General features: G+C 70.4%; 12 protein-coding genes. 3 read left to right on the top strand and 9 right to left on the bottom strand.

The features are described 5' to 3' along the window. Window positions 1-94: 94 nt before the first annotated feature. Window positions 95-1,003, top strand: coding sequence for a phytanoyl-CoA dioxygenase family protein (locus AB0M47_RS25880; protein WP_363418505.1), 909 nt, complete (start codon window positions 95-97; stop codon window positions 1,001-1,003). Window positions 1,004-1,059: 56 nt separating this feature from the next. Here AB0M47_RS25880 and AB0M47_RS25875 read toward each other — a convergent pair whose 3' ends face one another. The 5 genes from AB0M47_RS25875 to AB0M47_RS25855 form a co-directional block, all read right to left on the bottom strand. Further along, window positions 1,060-1,917 (bottom strand): hypothetical protein, encoded by an 858-nt coding sequence (locus AB0M47_RS25875; protein WP_363418503.1) that lies wholly within the window; start codon window positions 1,915-1,917, stop codon window positions 1,060-1,062. A 236-nt stretch (window positions 1,918-2,153) separates the two neighbouring features. Continuing rightward, a complete protein-coding gene (locus AB0M47_RS25870; RefSeq protein WP_253760893.1) occupies window positions 2,154-3,290 on the bottom strand; it encodes a hypothetical protein in 1,137 nt (378 codons plus the stop codon). Between the two features lie 96 nt (window positions 3,291-3,386). Further along, the gene (locus tag AB0M47_RS25865) at window positions 3,387-3,815 is read right to left on the bottom strand and encodes an NUDIX domain-containing protein (protein ID WP_363418501.1); all 429 of its coding nucleotides are present in this window, start codon (window positions 3,813-3,815) and stop codon (window positions 3,387-3,389) included. 77 nt (window positions 3,816-3,892) lie between these two features. Then, window positions 3,893-5,773 carry a translation elongation factor 4 gene (gene lepA / locus AB0M47_RS25860; RefSeq protein ID WP_363418499.1) on the bottom strand — a complete coding sequence of 627 codons (1,881 nt, stop codon included), beginning with the start codon at window positions 5,771-5,773 and terminating at the stop codon, window positions 3,893-3,895. A 93-nt stretch (window positions 5,774-5,866) separates the two neighbouring features. Continuing rightward, entirely contained in the window at window positions 5,867-6,409 is a 543-nt protein-coding gene (locus AB0M47_RS25855) for a DUF4240 domain-containing protein (protein WP_363418497.1), read from the bottom strand. Window positions 6,410-6,477: 68 nt separating this feature from the next. Here AB0M47_RS25855 and AB0M47_RS25850 point away from each other — a divergent pair, with 68 nt between their 5' ends. Both AB0M47_RS25850 and rpsT read left to right on the top strand, forming a co-directional pair. Then, entirely contained in the window at window positions 6,478-7,434 is a 957-nt protein-coding gene (locus tag AB0M47_RS25850) for a phosphotransferase (RefSeq protein ID WP_363418495.1), read from the top strand. Window positions 7,435-7,557: 123 nt separating this feature from the next. After that, complete coding sequence (gene rpsT, locus AB0M47_RS25845) at window positions 7,558-7,827, top strand: 30S ribosomal protein S20 (RefSeq protein WP_363418493.1); 270 nt, start codon at window positions 7,558-7,560, stop codon at window positions 7,825-7,827. A gap of 72 nt (window positions 7,828-7,899) precedes the next feature. On the opposite strand, the gene AB0M47_RS25840 is transcribed toward rpsT, so the two are convergent. The 4 genes from AB0M47_RS25840 to AB0M47_RS25825 are packed head-to-tail and all read right to left on the bottom strand — an operon-like array spanning window position 7,900 to window position 12,403. Further along, entirely contained in the window at window positions 7,900-8,403 is a 504-nt protein-coding gene (locus AB0M47_RS25840) for a hypothetical protein (RefSeq protein ID WP_363418491.1), read from the bottom strand. Next, a complete protein-coding gene (holA, locus tag AB0M47_RS25835) occupies window positions 8,400-9,419 on the bottom strand; it encodes a DNA polymerase III subunit delta (protein ID WP_363418489.1) in 1,020 nt (339 codons plus the stop codon). Before holA ends, AB0M47_RS25840 begins: the two co-directional genes overlap by 4 nt. Window positions 9,420-9,425: 6 nt before the next feature. Next, window positions 9,426-11,681, bottom strand: coding sequence for a ComEC/Rec2 family competence protein (locus AB0M47_RS25830; protein ID WP_363418488.1), 2,256 nt, complete (start codon window positions 11,679-11,681; stop codon window positions 9,426-9,428). Beyond that, window positions 11,678-12,403 (bottom strand): ComEA family DNA-binding protein, encoded by a 726-nt coding sequence (locus AB0M47_RS25825; RefSeq protein WP_363418486.1) that lies wholly within the window; start codon window positions 12,401-12,403, stop codon window positions 11,678-11,680. The genes AB0M47_RS25830 and AB0M47_RS25825 overlap by 4 nt, the downstream gene beginning before the upstream one ends. Between the last annotated feature and the right edge of the window lie 227 nt (window positions 12,404-12,630).

Raw genomic sequence — 12,630 nt, 5'->3', positions numbered from 1 at the left:
GGAACGCGAGTTACCATCGCGCTTTGTGTCCGGCCGAGCCCGAGCAGCGGTCCCGACCGGTCCCTCCCAGACCGCTTACCACCCTAGGGGAGACATGGCGAAGAAGGACTACGGCTATGGCCTCACCGGCTACGAGCCGATCAGCGAGGTCGATCGCAAAGAGTTCCACGAGCAGGGCTTCCTGCTGCTGCGCAACGTGCTGACCGACGAGCACCGGGCCGACCTGGAAGCGGCGGTCGACCGGGTCTACGCCGAGGAGCTCGAGGCCGGGCGGCACAAGGACGGCACCGTTCACCTCCTGGGCTTCCTCAACCGGGACGAGCTGTTCGGCGACCTGCTGACGCACCCCAAGGTCCTCCCGTACATGTGGGGCCTCGCCGGCTGGAACATCTACTCGCACCACAACCACCTCGACGTGACCCCGCCGGCCAAGGAGCCGGAGAAGCCCTACTGGGGCTGGCACCAGGACGGTTACCGGCAGAACTCCGACCCGGAGACGATGGACCCGAACCTGCCGCGGCCGATGTTCTCGCTGAAGATCGCGTACGTGCTCTCCGACCTGTCGGAGACCGGCCGGGGCGCCACCAAGGTCATCCCGGGCAGCCACCTGATGAACTCGCTGCCCCGCCCGGCCGACCTCTCGGTGCACAACCCGGACCCCGAGGGCACCGTCGAGATCACCGCGAACCCCGGTGACGCGTTCATCTTCGACCGCCGCCAGTGGCACTCCCGGTCGACGAACCTCTCCACCATCACGCGGAAGATGCTGTTCGTCGGCTACACCTACCGCTGGATCCGGCACCTGGACGCGATCGACTTCGACCCCAACGGCGAGTGGTACGCCAACCGCACCCCGGTGCAGCGTCAGCTGCTCGGCGAGGCGCCGCACTCGGCGAACTACTGGGGCATCAACTGGGACGGCTACATCGACGACGAGATCCCGCTGCGCAAGGAGCTGAAGGAGCGCGGCCAGCTCGACCGCGCCATCCCCTGGCTGCGCTAGAAGTGATCACGAAAACGGGGGCCTCGGTCGGGGCCCCCGTTTCGCGTTGAAGCGGCCTACTCGTAGATCGAGTGCGGCGGTACGCAGCCGCCGAGCACGTTGGCCGGGCTGTTGATGGCCGGCGACAGCCCGACGAGCGAGACGAGCGAGTCCTGCGCGCAGGTCTGGAGCGGCAGCACGTCCAGCACCACGTTGCTGAGCAGCGGGATGTCCGCCTGCGGCTCGCGTACGCTGATCTGGTTGTTGCTGTCGCGGCAGGTGCCCGTGACGGTGGTCGGCGAGTTGAACCCGGCCGAGACGCCCGCCCCCATGACGGCGGTCGAACCGCAGACCTGCCAGGCGGCCGCGTTGACGACCGAGCCGGACAGCAACGACACCAGGCTGTTGGGGCCGCCCAGGTTCTTGCCGTCGGTGATCTGCGTGTTGGCGTTGTCGCAGTCGCCCACCACGGTCGCCGGAGAGTTGACCGCGGCCTGTACGCCGACGCCGGCCACCACATTCGAGCCGCAGACCTGCCACGGCAGCGCGTTGACCGAGGTGTCGTCCAAAATGGAGATGACGCCGGGCACGGCGTCCTGCTTGAGCCGGACGTTGGCGTTGGTGCAGTCGCCCAGCTGCGTGTGCGGCGTACCCGAGGTGACCACGGCACCCGGGCCGGCGACGGCGTTCGAGCCGCAGATCTGCCAGGCGGCCGCGTTCACCGAGGAGCCCACGCCGATCGTGATGAGCGGCTGGAAGAACGGCTCGCCCACCCTGTCCAGCGCCTTCGCGGCACCGGTGGTCGCGGCGGCGGTCGTGGCGGACGCGTCACCGTGCTGCGTCGTCAAGCCGGGTGCCGCGGCGGCGGGTGCGCCGATCGCGGCCACGGTCGCGAGCGCGCCGACGGCGACCGCCCCCACCTTTCTCACCTGCATGGTCACTCCTCGTACTGGAGATTGGTCCAAAGAAAGTGGACAAATGCTTCTAACTGGTGCAAACACTGCACTTTGGGTAACGACCCGAAGCTGATCTCGTTACCGCGTACCACCGCGGACGCGGACCGTCGCAGCCGGCCGCGGGCATGGCAGCGGGCATGGCAGCGGACATGGAAGTGGGGCGGACCCGTCGATCCGCCCCACCGTCGAACTGTTCGTTACCGCCGAACCCGACGTCAGTCGATGATCGTGTCGGCGTTGTGGCAAGCGCCGAAGACCGTGGTGCTCGACTGGAGCGCGACGGTGCCGCCGACACCCGCGACCGAGTTGGAACCGCAGACCTGCCACGGCGCCACGTTGATCGAGGTGTTGTCCAGGACGGAGACGACCGAGGTCGGGTCGTCCTGGGAGATCTTCACGGTCGCGTTGCGGCAGTCGCCGAAGACCGCGTCGGGCGAGCCGCTGACGACGGTGCCACCGACGCCGGCCACCACGTTGGAGGCGCAGATCTGCCAGCTGGCAGCCTGAACCGCCGAGCCGTCACCGACGGTCGCGAGCGACTGCGGCTCGGTGTCCCACGGTGCGCCCCAGCCCATGCCGGCCTTGGGCGACGCCGCCGCCGTCCGGACGGTGTGCATCTTCTTGTTCAGCAGGGCGTCCTTGCGGGCACCGAAGGCGGCGCGGACCACGTCGGTCTGGTCGCCGCCGACACCGGCTAGCTTGGCGGCGAGCCGCTGCCGCTTGACCGCCATGCGCTGCTGCTTGGCGTTCTGCTTGGCGGCCTTGAGGGCCACCTTCTGCTGCGGGGACAGCTTGGTCCGCGCGGTGGCCACCGTGCCGGCCTCGGTGTAGTTGCCGTCGGGGCCGCTGATCACGATGTTCGAGTTGTCGCAGCCGCCCAGCACCGTCGCCGGGGTCTGGAGGGCGACCGTGCCGCCGACGCCCGCGACTCCGTTGGAGCCGCAGAACTGCCACGACGCGGCGGCGATCGCCGTGTCGTTCAGCGCGCCGATGACCGGCGGGACGGTGTCCTGCTTCAGCCAGACGTTGGCGTTGGTGCAGCCGTCGAGCACGGTGGTCGGGCTGCTGGAGTTGATGACCCCGCCGACGCCGGCCATGACGTTGGACGCACAGATCTGCCACGCGGCGGCGTTCGCGACGGAACCGGTGCCGGCGGAGACCAGGGACTGCTGCGGGCCGTCCCACGGGGCCTGCCACATGTCACGGGCGGCGCCGAGGAAGGGCGAGGCGACCTCACGCATCGACTGCGCCTTGGCCTCAGTGGTGTGGGCGGAAGCGGCGGCGGGAGCACCGATCACCGCGACGGTCGCGAGCGCGCCAAAGGCAACAGCTCCGGCCTTCTTAATCTGCATTGTCACTCCTTGTGCACATAGGTCCGCTTCAGCCCCGGCAATTCGGGCGAAAGCGGCAAACACTGCACTTGGGGTAACGATGGGTTGACGCCGACGTTACTCAGCGAACTGATCTTTTCTACAAAGGATCTGGACGGCGTCTGTGAGCGCGCGGTCCATCGTGCCGAACGCCATCGGAGGCGCTGTGACCAGCGGAAACCACGCCATCTCCGACGACTCCTCGGGATCGAGCGTGACCTCGCCCGCGGGCAACCGGGCCAGCCAGAAGCAGTCCAGCACCGGCAGCAGCTCGTCCTGGAACAGGTAGCTGCCGACGTACATCCCGACGAACTCGCCCAGCACGACGTCGACGCCCAGCTCCTCGCGGCCCTCGCGGACCGCGGCCGCCGCCGGCTCCTCCCAGCCGTCGCAGAACCCGCCCGGCGTCTCCCACAGTCCCGCTTGCGGCTCGCGAGCCCGTTTCAAGGCCAGGAAATTCCCCGCGCCGTCGTGCACGATCAGGCTCGCGGTGGGTCTCGCGTTCACATACAGCTGGTACGCACACTGCCCGCACTGAGAAGGCGGGGCAGCCGAGAGGGCCGCCCCGCACCGGGGGCAGAACATCACTTGCGCCCGGACTTGCCGCCGCCCGAGTCACCACTGTCCGACGTCGACAACGCGGCGATGAAGGCCTCCTGCGGCACCTCGACGCGGCCGACCATCTTCATGCGCTTCTTGCCTTCCTTCTGCTTCTCCAGCAGCTTGCGCTTCCGGGTGATGTCACCGCCGTAGCACTTGGCCAGCACGTCCTTGCGGATGGCGCGGATCGTCTCGCGGGCGATGATCCGGGAGCCGATCGCCGCCTGGATCGGCACCTCGAACTGCTGCCGCGGAATCAGTTCGCGCAGCTTCGCGGCGATGGTCGTGCCGTACGTGTAGGCCTTGTCCTTGTGGACGATCGCGGAGAAGGCGTCGACCGTCTCCCCCTGCAGCAGGATGTCCACCTTGACCAGCTCGGCCGACTGCTCGCCGGAGGGCTCGTAGTCGAGGCTGGCGTACCCCTTGGTCCTGGACTTGAGCTGGTCGAAGAAGTCGAAGATGATCTCGCCCAGGGGCAGCACGTAGCGCAACTCGACGCGATCCGCGGACAGGTAGTCCATGCCTTGCAGCGTGCCGCGGCGACCCTGGCAGAGTTCCATGATCGCGCCGACGTAGTCGTTGGGCGCGAGCACGGTGACCCGGGCGACCGGCTCGAACACCTCGGCGACCTTGCCCGTCGGGTACTCGCTGGGGTTGGTGACGACGACCTCGTTGCCGTCCTCCATCAGCACGCGGTACACCACGTTCGGCGCGGTGGCGATGAGGTCGAGACCGAACTCCCGTTCCAGCCGCTGCTGGATGATCTCCAGGTGCAGCAGGCCCAGGAAGCCGACGCGGAAACCGAAGCCCAGCGCGGCCGACGACTCCGGCTCGTAGACCAGCGCGGCGTCGTTCAGCTTGAGCTTGTCGAGCGCCTCCCGCAGCGCCGGGTAGTCCGACCCGTCGATCGGGTAGAGCCCCGAGTAGACCATCGGCTTGGGGTCCTTGTAGCCGCCGAGCGACTCCTTGGCCGGCCGGGCGTTGATCGTGACCGTGTCGCCGACTCGGGATTGGCGGACGTCCTTCACGCCGGTGATCAGGTAGCCCACCTCGCCGACGCCGAGCGCGCCGGACTTGACCGGCTCGGGCGAGATGACTCCCAGTTCCAGCAGCTCGTGCACGGCGCCCGTGGACATCATGCGGATCCGGTCGCGGGCCTCGATCCGGCCGTCGACCACTCGCACGTAGGTCACGACGCCCCGGTAGATGTCGTAGACGGAGTCGAAGATCATGGCGCGGGCGGACGCACCGGAGTCGCCGATCGGCGCGGGCAGCCGCCGCACGATCTCGTCCAGCAGATGCGGTACGCCGACCCCGGTCTTGCCTGAGACCTTCAGCACTTCCTCGGGCAGGCAGCCGACCAGGTTGGCCAGCTCCTCGGCGTACTTCTCGGGCTGGGCGGCCGGCAGGTCGATCTTGTTCAGCACCGGGATGATCGTCAGATCGTTCTCCATGGCCAGATACAGGTTGGCCAGGGTCTGCGCCTCGATCCCCTGCGCGGCGTCGACCAGCAGGACGGCGCCCTCGCACGCGGCGAGGCTGCGCGAGACCTCATAGGTGAAGTCGACGTGCCCCGGAGTGTCGATCATGTTGAGGACGACCGTCTCGCCGGTCCGCTCCCCCTCGCGCACGGTCCACGGCATGCGGACCGCCTGCGACTTGATCGTGATGCCGCGCTCCCGCTCGATGTCCATGCGGTCCAGGTACTGCGCCCGCATCTGGCGCGGATCGACCACCTCGGTCAGCTGCAACATGCGGTCGGCCAAAGTTGATTTACCGTGGTCGATGTGTGCGATGATGCAGAAGTTCCGGATGGCACCGGGTTCGGTGGCACCGGGCTGGTTCACACCGGGCGTCGGAGGCACGGATCGTCCGTTTCGTCGTCAGATGGGATGACGCTGCGGCTGCAGCTCGCTCCTATGATCCCATGCCCGGCCCGAACCCCGACACGTGTAGCGCTAGCAGCGGCAACCCTCGTTCGCGGGCCAGCCCAGGAACAGCGCGGCCAGCCGCGGCAGCCGCGCCCGCATGATCAGGTCGTCGTCGACGTCGAACCGCTCGCCGGCCGGGTCGCCCTGCTTGCGCAGATCGACGGCGCACACCTCGGCGACGGCGTCGCCCACCAGCTCGGCGAAGATCGCGCTGTCGTCGTCCCAATCGGCCGCCTCGGCGACGACGGGGTTCCCGGCGAGCGCGTCCGGATCGGCCAGCGCCTTGGCGTACCAGTCTTTTCCGGTCGCGATCAGGCCGAAGCGGAAGTCCTCGAAGCCGTCGAGATCACAGCCGCCCCCGATCAGGTACGCGGCGGCGTACACGTCCCACCGGAGAGCCTGGGCGCTCAGCTGGGCGAACGTCTGCCCGAACGCGGTACGCCCAGCGGGCGACAGCCGCCCGAGCCGGTCGGTCAGCGCCTTGGCCAGCGCCTCGCCGTCCTGGCCGATCTCGCCGGCGACATCCGCCCGCGCGGCGTCGATCACGTCCCAGAACTCGTCCAGTTCCACGGTCGCCTCCTCGGTCTGGTGGTTTAACGACTAGCGTCCGATCGCGGCTCTACGGGACCATTCCGGGCATGATCCCGTACACCGAGACCGCGCAACGGCCCGATTGGGAGCAGTTGCCGGAGTCGCTGCGCACTGCGATCGCGGAGCGGCTCGGCGGTGAGGTCGCGTCCGCGCGGGTCGCCCGAAGCGGCTTCACCCAAGGCTTCGCGGCGGTCCTCACCACGGTGGCCGGGTTCCACGCCTTCGTCAAGGCCGCGCCGCTCGATCTCACAGTGGCCGAGTGGTACGCCCAAGAGGCGCGGATCACCGAGGCGTTGCCGGTCGGCGTACCGGTGCCCCGGGTGCGCTGGGCGACGGAGCTGGCCGGGCACTTCGTGATCTGCCTCGACGCGGTGGACGGCGCGCACATGCCCGAACTGCCGTGGCGCGCACCGGATCTGGCCGCCGCCCTGGACGCGTACGCACGAACGGCAGCGCTGCTCACGCCGATGCCGGCGGCGTTGGCCGAGTTCGCGCCGGATCCGTTCAGCGCTGTGATGCGCGGCACCCTCGACCGCTGGGCCGCCGTGCTCTCGGGCGCGGCCGAGCTGCCGGACCCCAGGCTGGAGCCGCATCTCGCCGAACTCGCGCGGTTGGAGCGACGGCTGCTGGACTACGGCGATGCCATGCCCGGCGTCATGCACTGCGACCTGCGGGCGGACAACGTGATCCTGGACACCACCGGGGCGGCGTGGATCTGCGACTGGAACCACCTTTGCCGAGGGCCGGCCTGGCTCGACCTGGTCAGCCTGCTGATCTCGGCAGCCCCCGACCATGACGTGGATACGCTGTTCACCACGCATCCTGCCGTCGCGGGCGCGCCCGAGGACGCGCTCGACGCGACCTTGGCGGGCCTCGCCGGGTACTACCTGACCCAGGGCATGCACCCGGAGATCCCGACTTCCCCGTATGTCCGGACCCACCAGCGGCACTGCGGGCGGCTGGCGATAGAATGGCTGGCGCGTCGCCAGAAGTGGCGCTGGTGACCTAGTCCGCCCGAGCTGCCCTGCGCTTTGGCTGACCAAGGCCGCGCCTGGTAATCTGGCACGTCGAACTTTTGTGTCCCCGCTTCAGCGGGGTTGATGCCCCGAGCTAGGAGAGGCTGACACGTGGCCAACATCAAGTCGCAGATCAAGCGCAACCGCCAGAACGAGAAGGCGCGGCTGCGGAACAAGGCGGTCAAGTCTTCGCTGAAGACCGCGATCCGCAAGTTCCACGAGGCGTCCGAGGCCGGCGACGCCGCCAAGGCGTCGGAGCTGATGCTCGCCGCTTCCCGTCAGCTCGACAAGGCGGTCAGCAAGGGCGTCATCCACAAGAACCAGGCGGCGAACCGCAAGTCGTCGATCGCCAAGCGGCTCAACACGGTCGCCGCGGCCTGACGCTCCAGACACGCGACAAGCCCGCTGCCCTCATCGGCGGCGGGCTTTTGCGTACCTGGAACCAGATCGGGCTCAGTCGTAGCGGTGCGCGGCGGACTGCCGCCGCCGGGCCTGGCTGGAACGCACCTCGTCCGGGGCGGCCAGGCCGGCGTACGGCTGAGGCACCGAGGCCCGGCCGACGGCAGGCACCTCATCGGGGAAGTCTTCGTCGTCCACCTGCGCGGGACCGCCGTCGGCAGCCGCCGAGGCGAGGGCGGCCTGCCGCCCGGCCGCCTTGGCCTCGCGTTTTGCCGCCCGCCGGGTGGCGCTGCGGACCGCCGCCCGAGCCTGCGCGCGGGCCGCTGAGCGGGCGCCGAATCCCGCGATCAGATCGTTGATCTTCACCATGATCGCGATGGCACCGGGGAGCACCACGACCGCCCACCACGTCACCAGCTCGGCCAGGGCGAGCAGGGTGGCCAGGGCGATCGCGCCCTCGAAGAAGAAGAAACACAGCAGGCCACTGGGCCGGATGTAGTGCAGCCCCAGGACTCGGGCGTAGAACGGACGATCCTTCGCGGCGATGCCGGCGATCATCGCCCGCTCCGGGCCGCCGCCATCGCCATGATGGCCCGCTCCAGGGCGTACCCGCGATCGTCGGAACCGCCCTTGACCTCGGCGTTGCACACAGCAGCGGCGGCCATCGCGTCCACGAGGCCCTCCGGACTCCAGCCCCGGGCCATCCGCTGCGCCTTCTCGATCTTCCACGCGGGCATGCCGAGCTTGCTCGCCAACTGGTACGCGTTTCCGCCGCGCCCGGCCGAGGCGACCCGTGCGATGGTGCGTACGCCGTCGGCGAGCGCGTCCGCGATCGGGACCGGGTCGACACCAGTGGCCAGCGCCCAGCGCAACGCCTCCAGCGCGGCCGGGATGTCGCCCGCGACGGCGGCGTCGGCCACGGCGAACCCGCTGACCTCGGCCCGGCCCTTGTAGTACCGCTGCACGACGTCGAGCTCGATCCGCCCATTCGTGTCGGCCATCAACTGGTTGCACGCGGCAGCGAGTTCGCGCAGGTCGTTGCCGACCGCGTCGAGCAGCGCCTCGGCCGCCTCGCCGCTGCACTTGCCGCCGAGCCGCCGGATCTCCGAGCGGATGAAGTCGACCTTGTCGGCATGCCGGGACAGCTTGGCCGCCAGCGCGACCTCCGCCCCCGCCTGCTTCAGACCGTCGGCGAGGGCCTTGCCCTTGGCGCCGCCGGCGTGGCAGACCACCAGGGTCGCCCCCGGATCGGCGTCGGCCGCGTAGGCGAGCAGCGCCGCCGTCAGGTCCTTCTTCGCGTCCTGTCCGTTGTAGACGATCACCACCGGGCGACCGCCGAACAGCGACGGGCTCAATGCGCCCGCCAGCTCGCCCGCGAGCAGATCGCTGCCCTGGAACTCGTTGACCGAGGCGACCGGATCGTCCCATCTGACCGCTTCCACTACTTGGTTGACGGCGCGGGAGGCCAACAACTCTTCGTCACCGAGAACCAATAGCAGCGCGGGAGCACTCACACCGCAATACTCGCATGCCGAGCGCCATGATCCGCTCACTCGTCGGGGTGGGCGGCACATCGGTATTCACGACCGTGGCGTCACGGTGAGTTGACCAGCGTCGATGGCGATCGCGACGTCCCCCGCCTGGTCCGTACGCACGACACGCGCGCCGCCACGGGTCAGGCTCGCCAGCACCGCCGGGTTCGGATGCCCGTAGTCGTTGCCCGCACCCACACTGACCAGCGCAATCGCCGGTGCGACGGCGGCCAGGAACGCCGGATCCTGGAAGGCCGAACCGTGATGCGCGACCTTGAGGACGTCGGCGCGACCGACTCCGGCCGCGACCAACTCCTGTTGCTCCTCGACCTCGGCATCACCCGTGAGCAGCACCGACGTTCCCCCGAACGAGACGCTCAGCACAATCGAGTTGTTGTTCGGATCCGACCTCGTGCCGCGTAACGGGGTCACCGGTCCGGTGACCGTCATCGTCAGCGGGCCGATGCGGCGTACCTCGCCAGGGGCGGCCACGCTCACCGGCGAGCGGGCGGCGGACGCCGCCGCGAGCACCCCCGTACGCCCCTCGACCGGCTCCGGCCAGGCGGGCGTCAGAACGGCGGAGACCCGGCGGCCCCGGAACACCCCGGCGACACCGCCGACGTGGTCGGCGTGGAAATGGCTGATCACCAGCAACGGAACCGTCGTGATCCCGAGCCGGTCCAGGCAGCCCGCCACCGCCGCGGGCTCCGGACCGGCGTCCACGACGACGGCCGCGCCGTCCTGCGTACGCAGCACCGTCGCGTCGCCCTGGCCGACATCGCAGGCGACCACCAGCCAACCCTTCGGCGGCCACCCCGGGGCGAGAAGGCGTACCGGGGCCGCGCCCAGCACCGCCGCCGCCGTCACGACCAGCACCACCCGCCGCACCTTCGCGCTGCGGAACCCGACGAGCGCCATCACGGTCAACCCGGCCAGGAGCACTGCTCCCGGCGTACCACTGGGCCAGGGAAGAGCGGCTCCCGGCAAACCGGCGGCGACCCGCGCGACCGTGACCAGCCACGCGGCCGGATAGCTCGCCAGCCAGGCGGCGAATTCCGCGCCCGGCGGCCAGATCGGTGAGATCGCCGCGGCGAGGACGCCGAGCACGGTTGCCGGGGCGACCGCAGCCGTGGCCAGCAGATTCGCCGGAATCGCGATGAGGCTGACCGAGCCCGACAGGGCCGCGATGACCGGCGCGCAGGCGACCTGAGCGGCGGCCGGGACCGCGAGCGCCTCGGCCGCGATCCGGGGCAGCCGGCGCTGCAACGCGTCCCGCCAGCCCGGCGCGAGCAGCAGCAACCCCGCCGTGGCGCAGACGCTCAGGGTGAACCCGGCGTCGGCGGCCAGCTCGGGATCGACGACCACGAGGATCGCGACGGTCGCGGACAGCGCGGGCAGTGCCGCCCGGCCCCGGCCGGTGGCCAACGCCGCCAGCGCGAGACCGCCCATGACCGCGGCCCGCAGGACGCTCGGCGACGGCCTCGCCAGGATGACGAACCCGGCGACCCCCAGTACGCAGGCCGCCGCACAGATCGCCGGACTGGCCCGGCACCAGCGCAGGAACAGCAGCAGGCAGCCGATGATGATCGCCACGTTCGAGCCGGAGACGGCCGTCAAATGGGTCATCCCCGCCGCTTTGAAGTCCTCCTGCACCTCCGGCGGCAGTCGTGAGGTGTCGCCGACGACCAATCCGGGCAGCAGCCCGCCGCGCCTGGGTTCCAAGCCCGCACAAGCCTTCTGGAGTCCGGCGCGCAGACTTCCGGCGGCGCGCTGAGCCCAGGGCGCGCGGCCGATCAGTCGCGGCGGCCGGTTGACCGCGAGGACGGCTGCCTGGAGATCGCCACCCCGCGTCGCGCCGAGCCGGCCGGTGACCGCCATCCGCTGGCCCGGCAGCAGTGCTCGCCAATCGCCGTCGCCGCTGGCGATGACCAGCACCGGAACGCTGAGGCGGAGGTCGTCCGCCCGCGTCAGTTCGGCGTCGATCAGCCAAGACGGCGTACGCCCTGGGAGGGAGCGGGGGTCGTCGCGGACGACCATCTCGGCCGCGATCGTCGCCTTGTCGTCGACCAGCCGCGTGATCGCCGGATCGTCCCGGATCGCGAGGCGGGCCGCTGTCGCGCCGGCTCCTAACGCGACCCCGATCAACGCCAGGCAGACGATCCTCTTCCGACGGAAGACGAGAGCGGCCGCAGTGGCTGCGGTCGTGATCGTCACTGCGGTCGACAGGCTCGTGAGCAGTGCGGCGTACGCCGCCAGCCAGCTGCCGAGGGCGAGCGGCGCCAGCCGGAGATCGCGGCCGGTCACACCGTCACCAAATCCTTGAGCTGCTCGAACTTGGCGTCGCCGATGCCCTCGACCTGCCGCAGCTCACCGACGTTGCGAAAGCCGCCCTTGCGATCCCGGTACGCCACGATCCGCTCGGCGAGCACCGGACCCACCCCGGGCAGGGCGTCGAGCTGGGCGGCCGTCGCGGTGTTGAGGTTGACCTTGCCGTCGGCGGCCGTGCCCGGCGCGGTGGTGTTCGCGGGTGCGCCGACGGTGATCAGCTCGCCGTCGGCGACCTTCCGGGCGAGGTTCACCGTGGACAGATCCGTGCCGGGCAGTACGCCGCCCGCCGCCTCGATCGCGTCCGCGACCCGCGCACCGGCCGGTAGCCGGACGAGTCCGGGGAACTTCACCTTCCCGGAGACGGCGACGATCAGCCCTGTCGTCGGAGCGCTTGCCGACGACGCGGGGGCGGGGGCGACCGGTTCGGCATGTGGGCGGGAGAACCAGGCGTACGCGGCCGCCGCGAGGACGACCACCGCCGCTATCGCGGCGATCGCCTTGAGACCCGGCCGTCCGGGATCGAAAGCGCTGGCGAGACTGGCCTTCAGCTCGCGGCTCCTGGGTTCCGCTTCGCGGCTGCTCGGTTCCGCTGCGTGACTCTTCTGCTCGGGGCGGCTGTTCGGCTTGGTGCTGGCCAACGGCTTGCCTACGAGGGCGGCCAGCCGGCCTCGGGCGTCGGGTTCGTCGGGCTGGGTCACGCGGCGACGCTAGGCGCTCCGCCGATCGCCGCACCCATCGACGAACGCCACTTCTGTGGATAGCCGCGCTTTGTGGACAACGGGGCGGAATCGCCGAGGCATGCCCTCCGCGCGGCCTGTCCGCCCGAGCGCGCCGCCTGTCCGCCCGAGGGCGCGGCCCGTCCGCCCGAGGGCGCGGCCCGTCCGCCCGAGCGCGCGGCCCGTCCGCCCGAGCGCGCGGCCCGTCC

Origin of the sequence: Hamadaea sp. NPDC051192, assembly GCF_040682475.1 — a bacterium.
In the GTDB taxonomy this organism is placed as follows: domain Bacteria; phylum Actinomycetota; class Actinomycetes; order Mycobacteriales; family Micromonosporaceae; genus Hamadaea; species Hamadaea flava.
The sequence above is the reverse complement of the archived record's forward strand: the minus strand, read 5'-3'. Positions and strand labels throughout refer to the sequence as shown.